Source organism: Duganella qianjiadongensis, from assembly GCF_009857915.1.
Lineage (GTDB): Bacteria > Pseudomonadota > Gammaproteobacteria > Burkholderiales > Burkholderiaceae_D > Rugamonas > Rugamonas qianjiadongensis.
This window is the reverse complement of record NZ_WWCM01000007.1, coordinates 141,441-164,295: the sequence shown is the minus strand read 5'-3', so window position 1 is coordinate 164,295 and position 22,855 is coordinate 141,441. Positions and strand designations below refer to the sequence as shown.

19 protein-coding genes and 1 other RNA gene are annotated in these 22,855 nt (G+C 59.1%); 6 read left to right on the top strand and 14 right to left on the bottom strand.

Going from position 1 to position 22,855, the window contains the following annotated elements; translation table 11 throughout:
* Nucleotides 1–13 precede the first annotated feature (13 nt).
* From lapB to gyrA, 12 genes are all read right to left on the bottom strand, one after another.
* Nucleotides 14–1,189 carry a lipopolysaccharide assembly protein LapB gene (gene lapB / locus GTP27_RS12165; RefSeq protein ID WP_161039441.1) on the bottom strand — a complete coding sequence of 392 codons (1,176 nt, stop codon included), beginning with the start codon at nt 1,187–1,189 and terminating at the stop codon, nt 14–16.
* 10 nt (nt 1,190–1,199) lie between these two features.
* Nucleotides 1,200–1,502, bottom strand: coding sequence for a LapA family protein (locus GTP27_RS12160; RefSeq protein WP_161039440.1), 303 nt, complete (start codon nt 1,500–1,502; stop codon nt 1,200–1,202).
* Between the two features lie 156 nt (nt 1,503–1,658).
* Complete coding sequence (locus tag GTP27_RS12155; protein ID WP_161036683.1) at nt 1,659–1,964, bottom strand: integration host factor subunit beta; 306 nt, start codon at nt 1,962–1,964, stop codon at nt 1,659–1,661.
* 9 nt (nt 1,965–1,973) lie between these two features.
* The gene (gene rpsA, locus GTP27_RS12150; RefSeq protein ID WP_161039538.1) at nt 1,974–3,650 is read right to left on the bottom strand and encodes a 30S ribosomal protein S1; all 1,677 of its coding nucleotides are present in this window, start codon (nt 3,648–3,650) and stop codon (nt 1,974–1,976) included.
* A 177-nt stretch (nt 3,651–3,827) separates the two neighbouring features.
* Nucleotides 3,828–4,496, bottom strand: coding sequence for a (d)CMP kinase (gene cmk / locus GTP27_RS12145; protein ID WP_161039439.1), 669 nt, complete (start codon nt 4,494–4,496; stop codon nt 3,828–3,830).
* Between the two features lie 5 nt (nt 4,497–4,501).
* Nucleotides 4,502–5,815: a 3-phosphoshikimate 1-carboxyvinyltransferase gene (aroA, locus tag GTP27_RS12140; RefSeq protein ID WP_161039438.1), complete on the bottom strand. Its 1,314-nt coding sequence runs from the start codon at nt 5,813–5,815 to the stop codon at nt 4,502–4,504.
* A 30-nt stretch (nt 5,816–5,845) separates the two neighbouring features.
* The gene (locus tag GTP27_RS12135) at nt 5,846–6,748 is read right to left on the bottom strand and encodes a prephenate dehydrogenase (protein ID WP_202416720.1); all 903 of its coding nucleotides are present in this window, start codon (nt 6,746–6,748) and stop codon (nt 5,846–5,848) included.
* 57 nt (nt 6,749–6,805) lie between these two features.
* Nucleotides 6,806–7,915, bottom strand: a complete 1,110-nt coding sequence (gene hisC / locus GTP27_RS12130) for a histidinol-phosphate transaminase (RefSeq protein WP_161039437.1) — start codon at nt 7,913–7,915, stop codon at nt 6,806–6,808.
* A 149-nt stretch (nt 7,916–8,064) separates the two neighbouring features.
* Nucleotides 8,065–9,138 carry a prephenate dehydratase gene (gene pheA / locus GTP27_RS12125; protein ID WP_161039436.1) on the bottom strand — a complete coding sequence of 358 codons (1,074 nt, stop codon included), beginning with the start codon at nt 9,136–9,138 and terminating at the stop codon, nt 8,065–8,067.
* A 3-nt stretch (nt 9,139–9,141) separates the two neighbouring features.
* On the bottom strand, nt 9,142–10,239 hold the full coding sequence (serC, locus tag GTP27_RS12120) for a 3-phosphoserine/phosphohydroxythreonine transaminase (RefSeq protein WP_161039435.1): 1,098 nt from the start codon (nt 10,237–10,239) through the stop codon (nt 9,142–9,144).
* A 10-nt stretch (nt 10,240–10,249) separates the two neighbouring features.
* A complete protein-coding gene (locus GTP27_RS12115; protein WP_161039434.1) occupies nt 10,250–10,801 on the bottom strand; it encodes a DUF2059 domain-containing protein in 552 nt (183 codons plus the stop codon).
* A gap of 108 nt (nt 10,802–10,909) precedes the next feature.
* Complete coding sequence (gene gyrA / locus GTP27_RS12110; RefSeq protein ID WP_161039433.1) at nt 10,910–13,555, bottom strand: DNA gyrase subunit A; 2,646 nt, start codon at nt 13,553–13,555, stop codon at nt 10,910–10,912.
* A 446-nt stretch (nt 13,556–14,001) separates the two neighbouring features.
* On the opposite strand from gyrA, the gene ompA reads away from it, so the two are divergent.
* From ompA to GTP27_RS24050, 4 genes are all read left to right on the top strand, one after another.
* Nucleotides 14,002–14,721, top strand: a complete 720-nt coding sequence (gene ompA / locus GTP27_RS12105; protein ID WP_161039432.1) for an outer membrane protein OmpA — start codon at nt 14,002–14,004, stop codon at nt 14,719–14,721.
* Nucleotides 14,722–14,812: 91 nt separating this feature from the next.
* Nucleotides 14,813–15,508 carry a bifunctional 2-polyprenyl-6-hydroxyphenol methylase/3-demethylubiquinol 3-O-methyltransferase UbiG gene (ubiG, locus tag GTP27_RS12100; protein ID WP_161039536.1) on the top strand — a complete coding sequence of 232 codons (696 nt, stop codon included), beginning with the start codon at nt 14,813–14,815 and terminating at the stop codon, nt 15,506–15,508.
* Nucleotides 15,509–15,522: 14 nt separating this feature from the next.
* Complete coding sequence (locus tag GTP27_RS12095) at nt 15,523–16,215, top strand: HAD family hydrolase (RefSeq protein WP_161039431.1); 693 nt, start codon at nt 15,523–15,525, stop codon at nt 16,213–16,215.
* Nucleotides 16,216–17,244: 1,029 nt separating this feature from the next.
* Complete coding sequence (locus GTP27_RS24050) at nt 17,245–18,882, top strand: methyl-accepting chemotaxis protein (RefSeq protein ID WP_286173212.1); 1,638 nt, start codon at nt 17,245–17,247, stop codon at nt 18,880–18,882.
* Between the two features lie 378 nt (nt 18,883–19,260).
* On the opposite strand, the gene ssrA is transcribed toward GTP27_RS24050, so the two are convergent.
* Nucleotides 19,261–19,620: a transfer-messenger RNA gene (gene ssrA / locus GTP27_RS12085) on the bottom strand.
* Nucleotides 19,621–19,896: 276 nt separating this feature from the next.
* On the opposite strand from ssrA, the gene GTP27_RS12080 reads away from it, so the two are divergent.
* Complete coding sequence (locus tag GTP27_RS12080; protein ID WP_161039430.1) at nt 19,897–20,196, top strand: antibiotic biosynthesis monooxygenase family protein; 300 nt, start codon at nt 19,897–19,899, stop codon at nt 20,194–20,196.
* A gap of 40 nt (nt 20,197–20,236) precedes the next feature.
* The gene (locus GTP27_RS12075) at nt 20,237–20,539 is read left to right on the top strand and encodes a hypothetical protein (RefSeq protein ID WP_161039429.1); all 303 of its coding nucleotides are present in this window, start codon (nt 20,237–20,239) and stop codon (nt 20,537–20,539) included.
* Here GTP27_RS12075 and GTP27_RS12070 read toward each other — a convergent pair whose 3' ends face one another.
* Nucleotides 20,540–22,846 (bottom strand): putative bifunctional diguanylate cyclase/phosphodiesterase, encoded by a 2,307-nt coding sequence (locus tag GTP27_RS12070; protein WP_161039428.1) that lies wholly within the window; start codon nt 22,844–22,846, stop codon nt 20,540–20,542.
* Nucleotides 22,847–22,855: the final 9 nt, after the last annotated feature.

Below are 22,855 nucleotides of genomic sequence, written 5' to 3'. Positions count from 1 at the left end.
GGTGTTACTCTTCTTAATTCATGACGTTGAGTTCTTCGGTGCGGCGCGGCGGGTAAGTCTCCCAGCGGCTGCATCCCGGGCACTGCCAGTAGAACTGGCGTGCTTTGAAACCGCAGTGGCTGCACTGATAGCGCGCCAGTTTCTGCGTATAACCGTGGACCAGATTTTTGACCATGGACAGTTCCGATACGATCGTCACCGGCGCATCCATCAGCCGCGCTTCCAGCAGCTTGTCCAGCCCCAGCAGGGTCGGCGTGCGGCGCAGTTCATCCACCACCAGCTGCTTGGCCGCTGCCACGCCATCAAGCTCCAGCACGGCCTTGTAGACCACTTCGATCAGATCGATGGAGGAAGCCTGTTCCAGATACGATTTGAGCAGATTCACGCCTTCCTGCGCGCGTCCCACTTTGCTATAGCCATCCATCATGCGCTGGGCCACCAGCGCCGTGTGCGGCACGCTGATCTGCTCGACGCGGCGCCAGGTCAGCAGCGCAGCTTCCACCTCGCCCTGCGCCAGCTGGGCGTCGCCGATCAGCATGGTGGCGCGCACGTTGACGCGGTCGGCCTGCAGCGATTTTTCCAGCAGCACCAGCGCATCCTGCGGGTGCAGGTGCACCAGCGCGTCCTGCGCCAGCTCGCAATAGAACTGGGCGATTTCCTTCTGGCGCGAACCGGCACCCGCCTCCTGCAGCGCCAGTGCCGCTTCGATGGCACGCTGCCACTCCTTCTCGCGCTGGAAGATCTCCAGCAGCGCTTTGCGCGCCTGCACGGCATACTGGCCTTGCAGCATGGCGTTAAAGGTTTCTTCGGCACGGTCGAGCAGACCGGCCTTCAGGTAGTCCATGCCCAGTTCGTACTGCGCGTGTTCCTTCTGCTCCACCGGCAGATCAGGACGGGCCAGCAGATTCTGGTGCACGCGGATGGCGCGCTCCGTCTCGCCGCGGCGGCGGAACAGATTACCGAGCGCGAAGTGCATATCGGCCGATTCCGGGTCCATGCGCACGATGTCGATAAACGCATCGATGGCTTTATCGGGCTGCTCGTTGAGCAGGAAATTGAGGCCTTTGAAATAGCCGCGCGGCAGCGTGCGCGATTCCGATACCAGTTGACGGATGTCGACGCGTGCGGCGATCCAGCCCATTCCGAAAAAGACGGGGATACCCAGTAACCACCAGAGTTCTAATTCCATGCTGTTGTATTTATTGTGGTGTGACGCTATCCGGCTGCGGCTGGGCTTGCGCCTGCAGCGCCGAGCTTTGCAGCGTCGTGATCGTGGTTTTGTGTTTATTGGTTTCGCGGCGGTGGCGGAATACCGTCGGCGTCAGCGCCAGCACGCCGAGGAAGGCGCCTGCCACGAAGAAGCCGAGCAGCATCAGCACCAGCGGGCCGTGCAGATCATAGTGCAGGAATAGGTGCAGATCGACCTCCTGCGTATTCTTCAGCGCGAAGCCGAAAAACAGGACAAAAAGAACACAACCTATCAGGGTGGATATAAATTTCATCAGCCTGCTTCCTGTTCATCAATTCCAAGAGCGCAAGTATGCACTAGAAACGCCTAGACGCAAAAATTTACGCCGTTTTCGCCATGGCGACACGGCCACGGACATAAAAAAAGCGGCATCCGCAGACGCCGCTTTTCTCTTCTAACCTTCAGACGCTCAGTCCTCGATGATCGGTTGCCCGACCATGGCATCCACCCGTTCGCGCAATTGCTTGCCCGGTTTAAAGTGCGGCACCCGTTTTTCCGGCACCATCACTTTATCACCCGATTTCGGATTACGTCCGATACGCGGGGGGCGGCTATTGAGGGCAAAGCTGCCAAAACCACGGATCTCGATGCGCTGACCACTCGCCAAAGCGTTGGTCATGGCATCGAGGATGGTCTTGACCGCATATTCCGCATCTTTCGCCACCAGCTGAGAGTAACGCTCAGCCAGACGGTTGATCAACTCGGACTTGGTCATCGACTAGTCTTAGTTCTTGTTATCGAACTTGGCTTTCAGCAGAGCGCCCAGGCTGGTGGTGCCCGAAGCAGCGTTGCTGTCGGTTGCCATTTTCTGCATGGCTTCTGCGGTTTCAGCGCTATCTTTCGCTTTGATCGACAGCTGGATGCTGCGAGCTTTGCGATCGATGTTGATAACCAGAGCTTCAACGGTGTCGCCCACTTTCAGGTGGGTGCCAGCGTCTTCCACGCGGTCACGCGAGATTTCCGAAGCGCGCAGGTAGCCTTCAACTTCTTCCGACAGAGCGATCACGGCGCCTTTAGGCTCAACCGATTTCACGGTACCCGAAACCAGGGCACCTTTGTCGTTCATGGCTGCGAAGTTGTTGAATGGGTCGCCTTCCAGTTGCTTAACGCCCAGGGAAACGCGCTCACGCTCAACGTCGATGGCCAGAACGATGGCTTCCAGTTCGTCACCTTTCTTGAAGCGACGTACGGCTTCTTCGCCGGTTTCGGTCCACGACAGGTCGGACAGGTGTACCAGACCGTCGATGTTGCCAGCCAGGCCGATGAACACGCCGAAGTCGGTGATCGATTTGATCGCGCCTTTGACTTTATCGCCCTTCTTGTGGGTAACACCGAAGTCGTCCCATGGGTTGGCTTTGCACTGTTTCATGCCCAGCGAGATACGGCGACGCTCTTCGTCGATCTCCAGAACCATCACTTCTACTTCGTCGCCCAGTTGGACAACTTTGTTAGGAGCAACGTTCTTGTTGGTCCAGTCCATTTCGGAAACGTGTACCAGGCCTTCGATGCCTTGTTCCACTTCCACGAATGCGCCGTAGTCGGTCAGGTTGGTGACTTTACCGAACAGACGGGTGCCTTGTGGGTAGCGACGCGACAGACCGGTCCATGGGTCATCGCCCAGTTGCTTCACGCCCAGCGAAACACGGTTCTTCTCTTGATCGTATTTCAGGACTTTAGCGGTGATTTCCTGGCCCACGGTCAGCACTTCCGATGGGTGACGTACACGACGCCATGCCAGGTCGGTGATGTGCAGCAGGCCGTCGATGCCGCCCAGATCCACGAACGCGCCGTAGTCGGTGATGTTTTTCACAACGCCGGTCACCACGGTGCCTTCTTTCAGGGTTTCCATCAGTTTCTGACGCTCTTCGCCCATCGAAGCTTCGATGACGGCGCGACGCGACAGAACCACGTTGTTACGCTTGCGATCCAGTTTGATCACTTTGAATTCGAGGGTTTTGCCTTCGAATGGGGTGGTGTCTTTTACTGGACGGGTGTCTACCAGCGAGCCTGGCAGGAAGGCGCGGATGCCGTTGGTCAGAACGGTCAGACCGCCCTTGACTTTGCCATTGACGGTACCGACAACGATCTCGCCCGATTCCATGGCTTTTTCCAGTGCCAGCCACGAAGCCAGACGCTTGGCTTTGTCGCGCGACAGGATGGTATCGCCGAAACCGTTTTCCAGCGATTCGATGGCCACGGAAACGAAGTCGCCTACTTTGACTTCCAGTTCGCCTTGGTCATTTTTGAATTCTTCAACAGGGATGAATGCTTCCGATTTCAGGCCGGCGTTGACGATCACGAAGTTGTGATCCAGACGAACGACTTCAGCCGAGATCACTTCGCCCGAACGCATGTCTTGACGCGACAGGGACTCTTCGAAGAGGGCTGCAAAACTTTCCATATTAGACATTATGACTTCCAGGTTACCAACAAGGCTCGCGAAATGCGACTTCAGTTGGGTTAGGGTTGATAAAAGTACTGCTACTTGCTACTACACTTACTAACTCGTTACGGTACTGCGTGTTCTGTTCTGCTGTGAGCTGTTCCGCTGTGAGCGCTTACTTGCCCGCTCCGGCTGCTATTTGCTGGCTGCGGCATACCACGCCAGCACCTGCGCCACGGCCTGCTCGGCGTTAATTTCCGAGGTATCGAGCACCAGCGCGCCCTCGGGCGGCACCAGCGGCGCTACGGTCCGATTGGTGTCGCGCTCGTCGCGCGCCTGCAAATCCTTCAGCAGATCATCCATATTAGCAGAAATTCCCTTAGCTATCAATTGCTTATACCGGCGTTCCGCGCGCGCCGCCACACTGGCCGTCAAAAACACCTTGAGCACGGCGTGCGGGAAGATCACCGAGCCCATGTCGCGGCCGTCGGCGACGAGGCCGGGCGCCTTGCGGAAGCCCAGCTGCAGACCCAGCAGCGCATGCCGCACCGCGTGGAAAGTTGCAATTTTGGAAGCAGCATTCCCCACGGCTTCGGCACGGATCGCCTCGGTGACGTTTTCATGCGACAGAATGATGTCGCCGCCCTGAAAACTGCACTGCAGGTGCTCGGCCAGCTTGGCCAGCGCATGCTCGTCAGCCAGATCGGTGTCGCGGCGCAAGGCCGACAGCGCCGTCAGGCGGTACAGCGCACCCGAGTCGAGATAGTGGAAACCGAGTTGATCTGCCACACGATGGGCCACCGTGCCCTTGCCGGACGCGGTAGGACCATCGATGGTGATCACAGGAATGATGGATGTTGGCATATTTTCTATTTTGCAATCGAGGCAAAAGCAGCGAAGTATTCAGGGAAAGTCTTGGCGACACACTTAGGATCATTGATCCGCATCACACTGCCCTTGCGGGCGGCGCCGTCCAGCGATACCAGCGAGAAACACATGGCCATGCGGTGATCGTCGTAAGTATCTATGGTAGCAGGTGCGATCACAGCCGGTGGCGTAACACGGATGTAGTCCGGCCCCTCTTCCACGATGGCGCCCACCTTGCGCAGTTCGGTGGCCATGGCGGCAATACGGTCGGTTTCCTTGACGCGCCAGCTGGCGATATTGCGCAGCGTGCTGGTGCCGTCTGCGTACAGGGCCGCCACGGCGATGGTCATGGCCGCATCAGGGATGTGGTTGAAGTCCGCATCGATGGCTTTCAGCACGCCGTTCGAGCGCGCTTCGATCCAGTTGTCGCCCATGGTGATGGTGGCGCCCATCTGCTCCAGCGCGCCGACAAAGCGCACATCGCCCTGTATGCTGTCCTTGCCCACACCCTCTACCCGTACCGGGCCACCGGCGATAGCACCTGCGGCGAGGAAGTAGGAGGCCGAGGAAGCGTCGCCTTCCACGTGGATCACGCCGGGCGACTGGTAAACCTGCCCCGGCTGCACGGTAAACGAAGCCCAGCCATCCTGCTCCACCTGCACGCCGAAGCGGCGGATCAGGTTCAGGGTGATTTCGATATACGGCTTGGAAATCAGTTCGCCTTCCACCTCGATGGTGATGGCGTGCTCGCGCGCCATCAGCGGCGCCACCATCAGCAGCGCGGTCAGGAACTGGCTGGACACATTGCCGCGCACCGACAGACGCCGCGCATGGATCTTGCCCTGCTTGATGTGCAGCGGCGGAAAGCCCGGATTGCCCGTGTATTCGACATTGGTGCCGGCGGCATTGAGCGCATCGACCAGATCGCCGATCGGACGCTCGTGCATGCGCGGCACGCCGTGCAGCGTGTAGTCGCCGCCGATCACGGCCAGCGCTGCCGTCAGCGGACGGATAGCGGTACCAGCATTGCCCATGAAAAGGTCGGCCTGGGCATTCGGCAGTACCCCCGCCACGCCTTTGACGTGGTGGATGGTGCCGCTGGCGGTTTGCTCTTCGCGCCATTCCACGCCCAGCGAGCGCAGCGCGGCCAGCATCACGGCCGTATCGTCCGAGGCCAGCAGATCGACGATCTGCACATCGCCCTGCGACAGCGCGGCCAGCAGCAGCACGCGATTGGAAATGGATTTCGAGCCGGGCAGACGGACTGCGCCCTCGGCATGCGCTACCGTGGCCAGATCTATGTATTCGTGAGTCATGCTAGTTCCTGATGGGTTTATTCAGCTTGCTTATTCAGCTTGGTCTTGCGCGGGCGGCTGCTCGGCCGTCTCGATCGCGGTGATCCACTGGTGGCGGGCGCGCTGGGCATTGCTGTATATGCTCTCCAGTGCGGCGCCGTCGCCAGCGGCCAGACGGGCACGCAGGCCCGTTAATTGTGCCAGATATGCATCCAGCTCCGTCAACAATGCCGTCTGATTGGCCAAGCTAATGTCGCGCCACATTTCGGGCGACGATCCGGCGATCCTTGTGAAATCGCGGAAACCACTGGCCGCATACTGGAACAGTAAGTCTGCATGCGGCTTGTTGGCGATGTCGTCCACCAGCGCATAGGCCAGCAAATGCGGCAGATGGCTTACGGCGGCAAACACCTTGTCATGCTCCTCGGCGGACAGGCGGTGGATGATGGCGTGGCAGGCGCGCCATGCGTCTGCCACCTTGTCCACATCGGCCACGCTGTTTTCCGGCAGCGGGGTTAGAACGACTTTCTTGCCCACGTAGAGATCGGCAATGGCCGCATCGGGGCCATTGGTCTCGCGTCCGGCGATCGGGTGGCCCGGCACGAACTGGGCCAGTTTGGCGCCCAGCGCGCGCTGCGCCGCAGCCACCACATCCGACTTGGTACTGCCGGCGTCCGTCACCACGGTGCCCGCTTGCAGGTGCGGCGCCAGCGCCGTCAGGATCGCTTCCGTCTGCGCCACCGGCGCGGCCAGCAGCACCAGGTCGGCGCCTTGCAGCGCCTGCCCCATATCGCTGCCGACCACATCGATAATGCCCAGCTCCTGCGCCCGTGCCAGCGAGGCGCCAGAGCGCCCCATGCCGACCACCGAACCCACCATACCGGCCTGCTTCAGTGCCCGCGCAAACGAACCACCGATCAGCCCCACACCGAAGATGACGACTTTATTCAGCATTGATTCAGCTTTATCTTTCAAGCGGCTGGCCTCAACTCTATTTCGGCCAGCCTGTGTTTATTCGGCCAGTGCCTTGGTCAGCGCCGCGATCAGCACGGCGTTTTCCTGCGGCAGACCGATGGAAATACGCAGCCACTCCGGCAGGCCATAGTTACCGACCGGACGCACGATCACGCCCTGCTTGAGCAGCGCCAGATTCACCCGCGCACCGGCGCCGGCATCGCTGCCGACTTTCACCAGCACGAAGTTGCCATACGACGGCACATACTCCAGACCCAGCTGCTCGAAAGCGGCCACGAACTGCTGATAGCCAGCCGTGTTGTTGGCTGCGCTCTTCTGCAGGAATTCCTTGTCGTTCAGCGCAGCGATGGCCGCAGCCTGTGCCAGCGAGTTGACGTTGAACGGCTGGCGGATGCGGTTCATCAGGTCGGTCAGGGCTGGCTGGGCAATGGCAAAGCCCACGCGCAGACCGGCCAGACCGTAGGCCTTGGAGAAGGTACGCGACACCATCAGGTTAGGATATTTTTTCACCCACTCGGCCGATTCGAACTGGTTCTCGGCAGCGAGGAATTCGTTGTACGCTTCGTCCAGCACCACCACCACGTGGGCCGGCACTTTATCGAGGAAGGCCGTGATCTCGGCCGCCGGAATGAAGGTGCCGGTCGGGTTGTTAGGATTGGCGATGAATACCAGACGGGTGTCCGCTTCGATCGCGGCCAGCATGGCGGCCAGATCGTGGCCATGGTTCCTGGCCGGCACCACGATGTGGCGCGCGCCTATGCCCTGGGTAGCCAGCGCGTACACGGCGAACGAGAATTGCGAGTACACCACCGACTGGCCGCGCTCAACGAAAGCGTGGGCGGCGATTTCCAGAATGTCGTTGCTGCCGTTACCCAGCGTGATCCAGTCTGCCGGCACATCGTAGCGCTGCGAAAGCGCGGCTTTCAGGTCGAAGCCGGCCGCGTCGGGATAGCGTCCCAGTTCTGCCGCCGCAGCGTTCATGGCCTGCACAGCCGATGCGGGTACACCGAACGGGTTCTCGTTCGATGCCAGTTTTACGATAGCCTCTTCGTCGAGGCCGAATTCGCGTGCCACCTCGGCGATGGGCTTGCCCGCCTGGTAGGGGGCGATTGCGCGAACGTAGTCTGGGCCGTAATTGTTGGACATAGTCTCTCTCTGTTTTCTCGTTGAATACTCGATTAATTAAACGACGCCAGCACCGCCACCGCAACGGCAGCAGCACCGGCCAACTCGCCGCAGCAGGACCCGGCGGTGCCCTGCTGCCAGCAATTCTGTAGCGGCCTGATACGGAGCGATCAGGTCAGGCTGACGGGATAGGAACCCAGCACCTTGAAGAAGGCTGCGTTACTCTGCAAGGCCTCCAGCGCCTTGGCCACGGCTTCGTTCTGCACATGGCCTTCCACGTCGACGTAGAAATAATATTCCCAGCTGCCCGTGCGGGCCGGACGCGATTCGAAGCGCGTCATCGACACGCCGTACTGCGCCAGCGAACCCAGCAAACCATACATGGCACCGGCCTTGTGCGGCGCAGCCAGCGCCAGCGAAGTGCGGTCCTTGCCCGACGGGCCAGCCTGCAGATAGCCGATCACAGCAAAGCGTGTGCGGTTATGCGGGTCGTCCTGAATGTTGGCTTTGACGGTGCCGAGGCCATAGCGCACCCCGGCGCGCTCGCCGGCAATCGCGGCCAGCGTATGGTCGTCACGCGCCATGCGCGCCGCTTCCGCATTGGACGACACGGCGCGGCGTTCGATGTCAGGGTAATTATTGTTGAGCCAGATCTGGCACTGCGCCAGCGCTTGTGCGTGGGCGCAGATGGCTTTTACGCCTTCCATATTGCCCGTACCCGTCAGCAGGCTGTGGCGCACGGCGATGGAGACTTCGCCACTGATGGTCAGTGGCGTCTGCAGCAGCAGGTCCAGCGTGCGGCCTATCGCGCCTTCGGTGGAATTCTCTACCGGCACCACGCCGAATTCGGCGGTGCCCGCTTCCGTTGCGCGGAACACTTCGTCGATGGACGAGCAAGGCAGCACATCGACGGCCGTGCCGAACTGCTGGTACACCGCCTGTTCGCTGTAGGTACCGGCCGGGCCGAGGAAGGCGATGGTCACGCGTTTTTCCAGCGAACGGCAGGCCGACATGATTTCGCGCCAGATGGTCTGCAGTTCGGTATTGCCCATCGGGCCGGGATTGCGCTCGGCCACGCCGCGCAGTATCTGCGCTTCGCGCTCGGGGCGGAATACGGGGGCATTGGTTTCGGCCTTGACGTGGCCGACCTGCTGCGCCACGCGGGCGCGCTGGTTGAGCAGATCGAGTATCTGCGCGTCGATGCTATCGATCTGTTCCCGTAAAGGTTTCAGTTTGTCTGTCATGGATTATCGGCCAGCGAATTCGTTTAAGTAGTCTACGAGCGCTTGCACGCCCTCGATAGGCATCGCGTTATAGATCGATGCCCGCATACCACCGACGGACTTGTGGCCCTTCAGCTGCAACAGCCCGCGCGCTTTGGCGCCGGCCAGGAATGCTTCGTTCTTGCTCTCGTCCTTCAGGTAGAAAGGCACGTTCATGCGCGAACGGTAAGGTTTTTCAACCCGGGTCTGGTAGAAATCGTCCGCGTCGAGCGCCGCATACAGCAGCTCGGCCTTGGCGATGGCGCGCTGCTCCATGGCTGCCACACCGCCCTGCTGTTTCAGCCACTGGAACACCAGTCCGGCGATGTAGATGCCGTAGGTAGGCGGCGTGTTGTACATCGACTCATTATCGGCCACCAGCTTGAAGTCGAAGGCCGACGGGCAAACAGGCAGCGCCTTGCCCAGCAGGTCTTCGCGCACGATGACGATGGTGACACCGGCCGGGCCGATGTTTTTCTGCGCACCGGCGAAGATCAGGCCGAATTTCGCCACGTCGATAGGCCGCGACAGGATGTGCGAGGACATGTCGGCCACCAGCAGCACTTCGTCCGGCAGGCCGGCCAGACCGGCCGGCACGCCGTTGTCAAAGGCGAATTCGACACCATCGATAGTCTCGTTGGTGCACATGTGCAGGTAGGCGGCATCCGACGTCAGCTTCCATTCGGCCAGGGGCGGCACGCCCGTCTTGCCGCTGGCAGCAATGTTGACGCTGGCGTACTTGCCCGCTTCCTTGATGGACTTGCCCGACCACGAACCCGTATGAATGAAATCGATCGTTGCTGGCTGCGGCTTGTGGCCTACCAGATTCAACGGAATCAGGGCGTTCTGCGACAGACCGCCGCCCTGCATGAACAGAATTTTGTAATTGTCCGGTACTGCCAGCAGCTCGCGCAGATCGCGCTCGGCTGCCTTATAAATCGAAATGAATTCCGGGCCGCGGTGGCTCATCTCCATCACCGACATTCCGCTGCCATGCCAGTCCAGCATTTCGGCAGCAGCCCGGGTCAGCACTTCCTTCGGCAGTACGGCGGGACCGGCGGAAAAGTTATAGATGTGAGTCACGTTGCGATCCTTATTGAGGTTTTTTGTTTTCCTGCATTTTCTGCATCAATGGGCCGATGCGGCGCGCTACCACCTGCTGGCCGATCTGCATACCTTCCGACATCAGCTTGGGCATCGAGGCCAGCATCTTGGCACCCACCGGCGTGCGGTAGAAGGCAATGATCTGCTTGAGTTCATCAGCCGTGTAGGTGCGCGCATACAGCGGCACGGTTTCGGCCAGCACTTCGTCGACCAGCGTCGGGTCGCTCAGCATTTCCTGCACCGGTTTGATAGCCGCTGGCAGTTCCGCTTCCATCTTGATGATGGCGGCCTGCTTATCCTGCTCCGACGCTTTGGGATTGTTGCGGATGGCCGCCTCGGCGCCCGCGCGCATGGAGTTACCGATGTTCTGCGCCATCTGCTGCATCATGCCGTTCATCATGGTGCGGTAGTTCATCGCCTCGAACAGCTCGCGTGCTGCGGCAGTGGAGGCATCCGTGGCCTGGGCATAAACGCCGCCACTGGCCGTCAGAGCCAGTGCTGCCATCGCAGTTGCTACGGTCCTTGCTACGATCTTTTTCATATTCACTCCACAGTAAAAAAAAAGGGGCCAGCTTCATTGTCGCATTTATCCGCGCAATAAACCTGACCCCACTGCCAGCCGGAACAGCGTCCGGCTTATGGCGATGACTTACTCGGGCTGGGCGTCAGCCGGTTTGGCATCTGGCCCCGGTTCCAGTTCCACTTCGTCGATGTCGGTTTCCACCACGCGCTGCAGGCCGGACAGCTTGGTGCCGTCTTCCACCGCGATCAGCGTAACGCCTTGCGTGGCGCGGCCCATTTCACGGATTTCCGACACGCGGGTACGGATCAGCACACCGCCGGTAGTAATCAGCATGATTTCATCGCTGGAATCGACCAGCGTCGCTGCCACCACTTTACCGTTACGTTCCGAAGTCTGGATAGCGATCATGCCCTTGGTACCGCGGCCATGGCGGGTGTACTCGATAATCGGAGTACGTTTGCCGAAGCCGTTTTCCGTTGCCGTCAGCACCGACTGCTGCTCGTTCTCGGCCACCAGCAGCGCGATTACGCGCTGGCCTTCGTCCAGATTCATGCCGCGCACGCCACGGGCATTACGGCCCATAGGACGCACATCGTTTTCGTCGAAGCGCACGGCCTTGCCGGCGTCGGAGAACAGCATCACATCGTGCGCGCCATCGGTCAGCGCGGCGCCGATCAGGAAGTCGCCCTCATCCAGATCGACCGCGATGATGCCGGCCTTACGCGGATTGCTGAAGTCTTTCAGCGGGGTCTTCTTCACCGTGCCCAGGCTGGTCGACATGAACACGTAGTGATCTTCAGGGAAGGTGCGGTTGTCGCCCGACAGCGGCAGGATCACGGTGATCTTCTCATTATCGGCCAGCGGGAACATGTTCACGATAGGCTTGCCGCGCGAGTTGCGCGAGCCTTGCGGCACTTCCCACACCTTCAGCCAGTACATGCGGCCACGGTTGGAGAAGCACAGGATGTAATCGTGGGTGTTGGCGATGAACAGCTGATCGATCCAGTCTTCTTCCTTGGTGGCCATGGCCTGCTTGCCGCGTCCGCCGCGCTTCTGCGCACGGTATTCGGAAATCGGCTGGGCTTTCATATAGCCCGTGTGCGACAGGGTCACCACCATGTCCTGCGGAGTGATCAGATCTTCCGTGCCCAGATCGGTGGCGTTGTGCTCGATGCTGGAGCGGCGCGGATCTTTGGCACGGTCGCCGAATTCGTTCGACACGTGGTTCAGTTCATCGGTGATGATGGTGGTCACGCGGGCCGGGGTGGCCAGAATGTCCAGCAGGTCGGCGATTTCGGCCATCACGTCTTTGTACTCGTTGACGATCTTGTCCTGTTCCAGGCCGGTCAGGCGCTGCAGACGCATCTGCAGAATTTCCTGCGCCTGATCATCGGACAGACGGTACATGCCGTCGGCCTGAATGCCGTAATGCTTAGGCAGGTGCTCGGGACGGAAGGCTTCGATGCCGCCTATGGTGCTGCCTTCGCTGGTACGGGCCAGCATTTCGCGCACCAGCGAGGAATCCCACGAACGGTCCATCAGGGCCGCTTTGGCCACTGGCGGCGTAGGCGCGGCCTTGATCAGGGCGATGAATTCGTCGATGTTGGCCAGTGCTACGGCCAGACCTTCCAGTACGTGACCGCGTTCGCGCGCCTTGCGCAGCTCGAACACGGTACGGCGCGTCACCACTTCGCGGCGGTGCGACAGGAAGCACTGCAGCATCTCTTTCAGGTTGAGCAGGCGCGGCTGGCCATCGACCAGTGCCACCATGTTCATGCCGAAGGTATCCTGCAACTGGGTCTGCTTGTACAGATTGTTCAGCACCACTTCCGGCACTTCGCCCCGTTTCAGCTCGATCACCACGCGCATACCCGATTTATCGGATTCGTCGCGGATGTCGGAAATGCCTTCCAGCTTCTTGTCGCGCACGTTCTCGGCGATGCGCTCGAGCAGCGACTTCTTGTTCACCTGATACGGCAGTTCGTCGACGATGATGGCGGTGCGGCCACCATCCTTGCCGTATTCTTCGTAGTGGGTCTTGGCGCGCATCACCACGCGGCCACGGCCGGTACGGTAACCATCGCGCACGCCGGACACACCGTAGATAATGCCGCCGGTCGGGAAGTCCGGTGCCGGAATGAGCTCGATCAATTCGTCGATCGAGCAGTGCGGGTTGTTCAGCACATGCAACGCACCCGAAATCACTTCATGCAGGTTGTGCGGCGGGATGTTGGTGGCCATACCCACCGCGATACCGGACGAACCGTTGATCAGCAGGTTGGGAATACGGGTAGGCAATACCGTTGGTTCTTTTTCTTTGCCGTCGTAGTTGGGCTGGAAATCCACGGTTTCTTTGTCGATGTCGGCCAGCAGTTCGGCCGAGATCTTGTCCAGACGGCACTCGGTATAACGCATCGCCGCAGCGCCGTCGCCATCGACGGAACCGAAGTTACCCTGACCATCGACCAGCATGTAGCGCAGCGAGAAGTCCTGCGCCATCCGTACCAGCGTGTCATAAATCGAGGCATCGCCGTGCGGGTGGTATTTACCCATGGTGTCGCCCACCACACGGGCACACTTGACGTAGGCACGGTTCCACACGTAATTCGACTCATGCATCGAGAACAGCACCCGGCGGTGCACGGGCTTGAGGCCGTCGCGCACATCCGGCAAGGCGCGGCCCACAATCACGCTCATGGCGTAATCGAGGTAGCTCTTGCGCATCTCTTCTTCGAGGGAAATTGGGATTGTTTCTTTTGCGAATTGATCCATTGGCGGGTCGACTGATCTTTGACTGTGGTTTATTAAGCAATGTATGCCGCAGGTACTGCATCTCTTGCACCGCCCTCCGTAAGGATGGGCAAGCGTGCGATTTTACCATGGGCGCAAGGCGACCTGCGCAAATCCGGCGACCGGCGGCGCTGCAGGCCGTTGCGCAGGCAACAACAGGTTGTAACACCTTGTAATATTCATGACACATTGAGGAATTATTATCGACAATCACGTTGCAACTAAACAACATTTTGGTCGAAAGCGGCGCGCACTCGTGTTGGAGCCCGCAAACGTCGCCAAATCGATTGTGGCAGAATGAATAAGACCCTCATTGCATGTTTCACAATCGAGAAAGCCGAGCGACGCCCCTGCGTGGTAAAATTGGTCTTATGTATCACTACGTCGCGCAGTTTTCTGCGGATATCACCCCCGAAAGGAAGAAAAAGATGAAAAAACTGATTTCGATGCTGGCCATCTCGGCTGCATTCGCCGGTTCGGCATTGGCCCAGACCGCGCCGACCGCGCCACCGTACGCGCCTGTCACCCAGGACATCAAGGCCGCAACGCCTAAGAGCGCTTATGTGCAGGATGCCCGCGGCGTAATCGCCCGTGACCCGTTCGGTCTGTGCTGGCGCACCGGCTACTGGACCCCGGCTGATGCCGTGCCAGGTTGCGACGCTCCGATCTGCGTAGAGCCAGAGAAACTGGAAAACGGCAAGTGCGTAGCACCTCCGCCACCACCAGCACCAGCACCTGCTCCAGTAGCACCAGCGCCTGCTCCGGCACCAAAACCAGTGGCTCCAGTACCGACCGCTCAGAAAGTGAGCTTCGCTGCTGACGCCTTCTTCGATTTCGACAAATCGGTCCTGAAACCAGAAGGCAAAGCCAAGCTGGACGACCTGAGCTCGAAACTGGGCACCATCAACCTGGAAGTGATCATCGCTGTTGGTCACACTGACTCGGTCGGTACCGATGCCTACAACCAGAAACTGTCCGAGCGTCGTGCTAACGCCGTGAAAGCCTATCTGGTTTCGAAAGGCGTAGAAGCCAACCGCGTGTACACCGAAGGCAAAGGCGAGAAACAACCTGTAGCAGACAACAAAACTGCTGAAGGCCGCGCCAAAAACCGTCGCGTAGAAATCGAAGTAGTAGGCACCAGCAAGTAATTGCCCGCTGCATCACAGAAAACCCGCTTCGGCGGGTTTTTTTACGTCCGCTGATTTAGAATAGCAGGATTCGCTTTTGAGACAGAACACCATGAACGCCGATCCATTAGAACTGCAGAAATTTGCCGACCTGGCCCACCGCTGGTGGGACCCGACTTCCGAATTCCGTCCGCTGCACGAAATCAATCCGCTGCGTCTGGAGTGGATTAACGCGCGCGTGCCGCTGGCGGGCAAGAAAGTGATAGACATCGGTTGCGGCGGGGGCATCCTCAGTGAATCGATGGCGCGCAAGGGCGCCAATGTGACGGGCATCGACCTGGGCGAAAAAGCCCTGAAAGTGGCCGATCTGCACTCGCTGGAATCGGGCGTGGCCGTGCGCTACAAGCTGATTTCGGCGGAAGCCATGGCGGCTGAAGAAGCGGACCAGTACGATGTGGTGACCTGCATGGAAATGCTCGAGCACGTGCCCGATCCGGGCGCCATCGTGCGCGCTACGGCAGCGCTGGTGAAGCCGGGCGGCCATGTATTCTTCTCGACCCTGAACCGCAATCCGAAATCGTATCTGTTCGCCATTCTCGGTGCCGAATACGTGCTGCGCATGCTGCCCAAAGGCACGCACGACTACGAGAAGTTCATCACCCCATCCGAGCTGTCGCAATACATCCGCAGCGCCGGTCTGGACGTGCAGGGCTTCAAGGGCATGGGCTACAACCCGTTCACCAAGTTCTACTCGCTTAACAACGACACCAGCGTCAACTATCTGGTTGCTGCCACCCGTCCGCTGTAAGAAAGATCAAGTTCATGAGCCACCCTGCTGCACCGCGCGCCATCCTGTTCGATCTCGATGGCACGCTGGCCGATACGGCGCCCGATCTGGCCGCCGCCGTCAACCTGCTGCGCACCGAGCGCGGACTGGAGCCCACTGCCTACCATGTGCTGCGCCCTACTGCTTCGGCCGGCGCGCGCGGCATGATCGGTGCAGCTTTCGGCCTGACGCCGGAGGATGAAGGCTTTGCCGTGCTACGTGACGGTTTCTTCGCCAACTATCAGGCCGCCATGGCCGTCAACAGCGGACTGTTCGACGGCGTGCAGGAACTGCTCGATGGGATAGAAGCGGCGGGCTTACGCTGGGGGGTGGTGACCAATAAATCGCAGCGTTTTACCGATCCCCTGCTGCCGCAGATCGGACTGGGCCACGCTGGCTGCGCCATTTCGGGCGACACCACGGCACATGCCAAGCCGCATCCGGAACCCCTGTTCGAAGCAGCGCGCCGCCTCGGCGTGGCGCCCGAGCAGTGCTGGTATGTGGGCGACGATCTGCGCGATATTCAGGCGGGCAAGGCAGCCGGTATGCTGACCATCGCCGCTGGCTGGGGCTATGCGGGCGCGGAAGAGCCACTGAGCTGGCAGGCTGACTATCTGCACCTACAGCCGCAGCAGTTACTGGCGCTGCTGCACGATTGTTTGCGCAAGCAGGCCGAGCTGGCTGCTTGAGTATGACTGCCAGTTTCGACTGGCAGCACTTCTTGCCATGACCCGCGGCTGAGCATCTCTCTTTCGCTCGCCAGTGCGTCCATGCAGTTTGCAAAGCAGCATCACGATATCAGCTTATCGCCAAGCTTTTAGTTAGCACGATACGGCGTCTTTCACTACCGCCCCCCACCTGCAATGAGGAGCCCCTCCTCGCCGGTAACGCTGCGACAGTTTCCACAGACCATATCCGGCTTATGAAGCCACTCATACGCCCACCGCTCTAGCGCCCGCTACTTCACTACTAGCGAGAAAAAGTTTTCCCACAATCTGAGCGCCGCTGACCACCGCTCGGTTCACACTTCCCCGATTGCATAGGCAGTGACAAAATGCCTATTTTGAAAAAAACAATATGTTGTGCCTGATTTTTTCGGCCAACAGCCGCCGCTCAGCTGAACACCAGTATTTAATTTTTTAAAAATATATCTCAATTCCCGAAAGTCCTTGCGATTCCGCTCGGCAACATTCAGGACCTTAGGCGTTGCGACACCCATGACATAACGCTCCCCGCAAATCGCCCCTGCATAGATTGTTCTATATCAAGTGAGATATCGCATCCGCAAAGTCAGCAGGAGTTGACACATTAGAATTGCCACAAGAATAACAAAAATTAAGTATTCATAATTTCCCGCCGTATCAATCGTTAGACTGTCAGTTACACGAAATTGCAGGCATAGACCTCGATCTTAAAAGATTTTTTCATGTAATCAATGCACTATCGCGCAATATCTGCCGCTTTGTTTGCGCCGCATTTCTGACATTTCACATGTTAAGATTTTTATATCCAACTCTTGGTAAGCCTAGACTTGGATGCTATCGCAACCACATCGGTTGGTTGCGCCAAAACCTCAAGCGCCCAATCCCCCGCGCTCCCTGGCACACCCAAGGCCGTTTTTGCTATGTGTAATCATCGAAAAATTTCGATATCCACAGCAAATTTCATCTAGATATCTCGAACGACAATCAGTTTTAAAGGCTGTGAAAATGAAAAGTATGAAAATTGGTACTCGACTCTGGCTTGGTTTCAGTCTCGTCATATTGTTGCTGGTAACGATAGCTTCCATATCGTTCTACACCATGCAGCAGACTGAGGAGCGGATGGACAATATGCTGGAGGATCGTTATTACAAAATTAAAATTTTGTCCGAAATTCGATTCAATGTGGCTCTTATTCATCAACATCTTCGCGACGCGGTGTTACTGGGCGATGCCAGTAAAGTGCAGCAGGAGGTCGCGTCCGTGAATGCGCTCAACGCCAAAAATAAGGAATTGCTCGATACCTTAGACAACAAAATCAACCTGCAAAGCGTGCGCCTCATTTTTAACTCGATGATCGAAGCGCGTAGCAAAGAGATGGAATTCCGAAAAGAGTTATTGACACTCTTGAGTGCAGGGAAGCAGCAAGAAGCCATTGCACTTCTTAATGGCAATCTAAAAAATATGGAACACACCTACGACAGATTGCTGACCGAAATGCTCTCCCTTCAGGCGGGGAAAATGCAGGAGGAAGCAGCACTTTCCAAATCGGCATTCAGCAGTGCCGAGATTCAAATTCTATGCTTTGCTATTTTGGCGATAATCGTCAGCGTTGTGACCGCATCATTCATCATCCGAAACCTGATGCAGCAGCTTGGCGGCGAGCCCGAATATGCGGCCGGCATAGCCCGTAAGATTGCCGATGGCGATCTGGCCGTGGCAATTAATCTGCGCGCAAATGATCAGACTAGTTTGCTAAATGCCATGAAGGTGATGCGCGACAATCTAGCCACTATCGTCAATGACGTGCGTAGTGGCGCGGATATCGTCGTCACCGCATCGAGTCAGATTGCCAGCGGCAACCTGGATCTGTCGTCACGCACAGAAATGCAGGCTAGTTCGCTGGAGGAAACTGCCTCCTCGATGGAAGAAATGACCGCAACCGTCAAGCAGAATGCGGATAACGCGAGCCAGGCCAATCAACTGGCTATATCGGCTTCCGATGTCGCGCGCGAGGGTGGCGCAATCGTCTCGGAAGTCGTTGCAACCATGGATCTGATCAATGCGTCGTCCAAGAAAATCGTCGATATCATCAGCGTGATCGACGGTATTGCTTTCCAGACCAATATTTTGGCACTGAATGCTGCAGTTGAGGCCGCCCGGGCTGGTGAGCAGGGACGCGGATTTGCCGTGGTTGCCAGCGAAGTGAGAAATCTGGCACAACGATCTTCTGCTGCAGCGAAGGAAATCAAGGACTTGATCGGTAACTCTGTCGAACAGGCTGACGTCGGCACTGCTCTCGTTGCCAAAGCGGGAGCGACTATGCAAGCCATTGTCGAGAGTGTCAACAAGGTCACCGATATCATGGGCGAGATTACCATGGCCAGCCAGGAGCAGAACTCCGGAATCGAACAGATTAATCAGGCAGTCACTCAGATGGATGAAACAACCCAGCAAAATGCAGCGCTAGTGGAAGAGGCCGCCGCCGCCGCTGGATCTTTACAAGAGCAAGCCAGCAACCTGTCGAAAGTTGTCAGTGTCTTCAATCTCAGCGCTACGCCTACCGCTACCGTTGCGCCATTGTCTGCTGCGAGGCGCTCGAGGGCGGTAGTTATCACTACCCAGTCGCGCGGCGCCCTAGCGTCACACCGCTAGGAAGCAGCGTGTGTTTAGGCTGGGGCCAGCCATCCGGCGCAATGGCTGCGCCGGAACTCGTCAACACGGCTGACGCGATTGTCGGCGCTGCGAACTAGCACATAACGCAAGCAAGCTTCCGGCTCGACACCGCTCAGCTTGGACATCCCGCTCAGCAAATAGCTAGCGCACACGCAAAATCGCCTGCGGCGATTTTCTAGTCGGGCGAATCGGAGAGGGTTGCGCTTGCAAGCGCAACCCGCCGCGCGGGCGGCGCGCATGCGCGCCGAATTCCCCGCACGGCCCCGCGTCCCGCGCGGTTCAATTCCCGCCAGTTAAAGCTTGCGGCCACAAAAAAAGCCTCGACGCATAGCGCCGAGGCTTTTTTTGGGGATTTAGTGGTGGAGCCGGCGGGAATCGAACCCGCGTCCGCAAGCACTCCACAGACAGTTCTACATACTTAGCACTATCATTTAATTTAACCTGTACGGCACGGATGTGCACGTTACATACAGGCGATTCACCTTAGATTTAGCGCTGCTTCAAGTGACCCGTTACAGCGCGATTCCCTGTAAATGACTCCATGACTTTTGACGGTCCGCCCCAGGGAAGAAGCGTTTAGGAGCTAACAGCCCTTAGGCTGCCAGTGCGTACGAGTTATCGTTTGCAGTTATTGATTTCTGGGTGTATTTACGAGGTAACCAGCCCTCGGTATGCCCTGTTCTGCTTTGCAACCCACGTCGAAACCAGGTCGGCCCCACAGAGTTTCACATTCTACTCCCTTTTCCTGCCGCCTGCACACCCGTCAAACGCCCGTCATATTTGAGCGCTATCATGGCCACAGTTCTCACATAGAACCACCCATTAGCACCGCACCAAGGTTGCTACTACCGGCGCCGGCGGTCGGGAAATATACCGGCACCAACACCCCTTCCCCTCTGGTTCCTGCCTCAGCGTGGCACAAGGCGCACAGCAGAACTACCTGTGCCGCCACGCTTGAGGCACAATAGCGGCATACCATGAAAGGAAAGTTCCATGATCTACGAAGTAGCCGAGCTGTACATCAAATCCGACGCCCACGAAGCCTTCCAGGCTGCAGTGAATCAGGCCATCCCGGTCTTCAAAGCCGCCAAAGGTTGCATTTCCATGCGCCTCGACCGCGACATCGAAGTGCCAGACACCTATCATCTGGTGGTAGGCTGGGAGACACTGGATAACCACATCGTCGATTTTCGTGGCAGCGAAGGCTTTGTAACGTGGCGCGGTCTGGTAGGCGGCTATTTTGCCCAGCCACCCAAAGTGGAACATTTCGATACCGTGGTCAACGGCTTCTAAGCCATCCGGACGTGCAATTCCTGCCAGGAGGCACCACATCATGACCCGTACCATCCACCGTAACTTTGCCGAAGTCACGGACGCCGAAAGCGCCCGCAGTGCCCTGCTGGCCAGCGGTTTTCCGCAGTCCTGCATCCAGCTGACCAAGCATAAACCGCTGCCTGCCAGCGTGCCTACCAGCACGGTGGGCAACATCCTCGATGCGCTGACGCCCGGTGGCGCCGCAGCCGCTGCCGCAGCGCGCCAGCGTAGCGGCGCCATGCTGACGCTCGATATCTACGACGAAGAAGAGCAGGACAAGGCGGACCGCATCATGGCCGGTTTCGGCGGCCGGCAAGCCTGATCAGTAGACCAGCGTACCGGCACTGTCCTCAGTGCCGGTGCCCGGTTCGGCATATAAGCGCCGCATCCACACGCCCGCCTCGGCCACCGGCAGCGGCTTGGCATAGAAGTATCCCTGGAACACGTGACAACCCGCGTCACGCGCGGTAATCGCCTGCTCCAGTGTTTCTATGCCTTCCGCCACTACTTCCAGATCAAGTGCCGCTGCCAGCTGGCAGATGGCGCGCACCACCGCCACCGCATCGGGTGCTGGCAGCGGTTCGATCAGGCCACGGTCGATTTTCACCGTGCCCAGTGGCAGCTGGCGCAGCATGCTCAGCGACGAGAAGCCCGTGCCGAAGTCGTCCATCGCCACCTTGACGCCCAGTTCCTCCAGCACCGTCAGTTGCTGACGCGTGTCCTGCAGATTATCCACGGCCGCGCTTTCGGTAATTTCCAGTGTCAGACTTTCGGCCGGAATGCCGGTGCTCTCCAGTAGCTTCTGCACGCGCTGCGGGAAGCCCGGATTGAGCAGCTGTACCGGCGAAACGTTCACGGCCACCGGCACGCAGGCGCCCAGTTCGCTGCGCCAGCTGGCGATCTGGCAGCAGGCCAGTTCCAGCAGGCTGGAACCGAGTTCGCCTATCAGCCCTGTACGTTCGGCCACGGCGATGAACTCCACCGGGCTGACTTGCCCCACCTCGGGACGGAACCAGCGCGCCAGCGCTTCGAAGCCCAGCAGCTTGCCGCTGGCCGCATCGATCTTGGGCTGGTATTCCAGGTAGAACTCGTGGTTGCGTATGCCCTTGCGCAGCGCCTGTTCGGTTGCCAGCGTATCGCGCGACATCTGCACGAAGCGCTGCTCGGCCATGGCCAGCGAAGTGCCCGGCGTACGTTTGGCCTGATACATGGCGGCGTTGGCCGCACGCAGCAAGGCGTCGGCGCTGTCGGCGTGGGTGGGGAAAACGGCCATGCCCATCGAGGCGTCGATAAAGTATTCGCCGCCCGGCACTTTCAGTGCCTGCATGCAGGCGGCGCGCAGGCGCTCGGCGATGGCCCGCACGTCGTCGCCGGAAGGATCGACGATGGCAAATTCGTCGCCACCCAGCCGCATCAGCTCCCCCGTTTTGCCCAGTGCCTGCGCCAGCGCGGCAGCAAAGGCCTTGAGCAGCTGGTCGCCGGTCAGATCGCCCTGGCTCTGGTTAAACAGTTTGAAGCGGTCGATATTCAGCACCACCAGCGTGCACTGCATGGAGCCGTCGTCCAGATAGCAGTACTCGCGCAGATGGCGCATCAGCACACTGCGATTGGGCAGGCCGGTCAGTTCGTCGTGGCTGGCCTGATGCAGCAGGGCGCGCGCGCTGGCATTGCGCTCGCTATCGTCGGTGATCAGGATCTGGGTGGCCTGCTGGCCGTCCCACTCCACCCGCCATGCTTCGAAGCGCAGTTCCAGCGTGCGCCCGCCGGCCACTTCGCAGCGGTCTTCCCAGTGCGCCACATCCTGCTGGCCCGTCTGCAGCAGCTGGTGCTGGCGCTGCAGGGTCTCTTCGCAGAATAATCCCGCTGGCAGTTCGCGCAGACTGGTGTAGGCGCCCTGCCCCAGCGGCACGCCATACAGGTTGCGCACGGCCGGATTGGCATACAGTATCCGCTGGCTGTCGGTCACCAGCACACCCTGCACCGTATGTTCCGTCATCTGCTGGAAGCGTACGGCCAGCCTTGCCGATTCGCGGATCGCGCCTTCCAGCGCGGCCAGCCCGAAGATCACGCCTATGGTGGTGCGGATCAGCGTCGCCCAGAATATATTGACGGCTATCCCCTGCTCGGCATACACGATCAGGAACAGCTGGTTCAGTCCCAGCAGGATCAGCAGCGGTCCGACCCAGCGTTCCAGCCCCTCCTGCCGCCACAGCCAGCGTATCACCAGCGCCCCCATCCCGCACAGCACCAGCATATACACGATGGGCCAGTAGAACAGCTTGCGTCCGGTCTCGGGCAGCATCAGCGTCAATATCGCCAGTGCCGCCAGGGTGATAGCAGACAGCGGCGACAGCTTGCGGCCGGCCAGCCGCAGCACGCCCGAAGCTAGGAACAGCATGCTGGGTATGGCACCGTGCAGCGCCAGCAGGGTCGGCAGCAGCGCCAGTTGCGGCGGCAGCACCAGATGCAGCAGGTAGCCCAGTGCCAGCAGGGCAGCACACAGCGTGGACAAGCCCATATCGCGCGCAAAAGTCTGGCTGCGGTGACGGCGCCAGATCAGCAGCAAGCAGGTGCCCATGATGCTGAACACTCCTGCATTGATCAGGTAAAGGTAATGGGTGGCGGTCATCTCAGCGAG

Bases quoted from the DNA above. Each gene is read 5' to 3' on its own strand.
- pheA (WP_161039436.1), bottom strand. From the start codon at position 9,138: ATGACAGACAAACTGAAACCTTTACGGGAACAGATCGATAGCATCGAC.
- GTP27_RS12155 (WP_161036683.1), bottom strand. From the start codon at position 1,964: ATGACCAAGTCCGAGTTGATCAACCGTCTGGCTGAGCGTTACTCTCAG.
- GTP27_RS12135 (WP_202416720.1), bottom strand. From the start codon at position 6,748: ATGCTGAATAAAGTCGTCATCTTCGGTGTGGGGCTGATCGGTGGTTCG.
- GTP27_RS12095 (WP_161039431.1), top strand. From the start codon at position 15,523: ATGAGCCACCCTGCTGCACCGCGCGCCATCCTGTTCGATCTCGATGGC.
- gyrA (WP_161039433.1), bottom strand. From the start codon at position 13,555: ATGGATCAATTCGCAAAAGAAACAATCCCAATTTCCCTCGAAGAAGAG.
- cmk (WP_161039439.1), bottom strand. From the start codon at position 4,496: ATGCCAACATCCATCATTCCTGTGATCACCATCGATGGTCCTACCGCG.
- GTP27_RS12115 (WP_161039434.1), bottom strand. From the start codon at position 10,801: ATGAAAAAGATCGTAGCAAGGACCGTAGCAACTGCGATGGCAGCACTG.
- GTP27_RS12075 (WP_161039429.1), top strand. From the start codon at position 20,237: ATGACCCGTACCATCCACCGTAACTTTGCCGAAGTCACGGACGCCGAA.
- hisC (WP_161039437.1), bottom strand. From the start codon at position 7,915: ATGTCCAACAATTACGGCCCAGACTACGTTCGCGCAATCGCCCCCTAC.
- ompA (WP_161039432.1), top strand. From the start codon at position 14,002: ATGAAAAAACTGATTTCGATGCTGGCCATCTCGGCTGCATTCGCCGGT.
- GTP27_RS24050 (WP_286173212.1), top strand. From the start codon at position 17,245: ATGAAAATTGGTACTCGACTCTGGCTTGGTTTCAGTCTCGTCATATTG.
- aroA (WP_161039438.1), bottom strand. From the start codon at position 5,815: ATGACTCACGAATACATAGATCTGGCCACGGTAGCGCATGCCGAGGGC.
- ubiG (WP_161039536.1), top strand. From the start codon at position 14,813: ATGAACGCCGATCCATTAGAACTGCAGAAATTTGCCGACCTGGCCCAC.
- lapB (WP_161039441.1), bottom strand. From the start codon at position 1,189: ATGGAATTAGAACTCTGGTGGTTACTGGGTATCCCCGTCTTTTTCGGA.
- rpsA (WP_161039538.1), bottom strand. From the start codon at position 3,650: ATGGAAAGTTTTGCAGCCCTCTTCGAAGAGTCCCTGTCGCGTCAAGAC.
- GTP27_RS12070 (WP_161039428.1), bottom strand. From the start codon at position 22,846: ATGACCGCCACCCATTACCTTTACCTGATCAATGCAGGAGTGTTCAGC.
- GTP27_RS12160 (WP_161039440.1), bottom strand. From the start codon at position 1,502: ATGAAATTTATATCCACCCTGATAGGTTGTGTTCTTTTTGTCCTGTTT.
- GTP27_RS12080 (WP_161039430.1), top strand. From the start codon at position 19,897: ATGATCTACGAAGTAGCCGAGCTGTACATCAAATCCGACGCCCACGAA.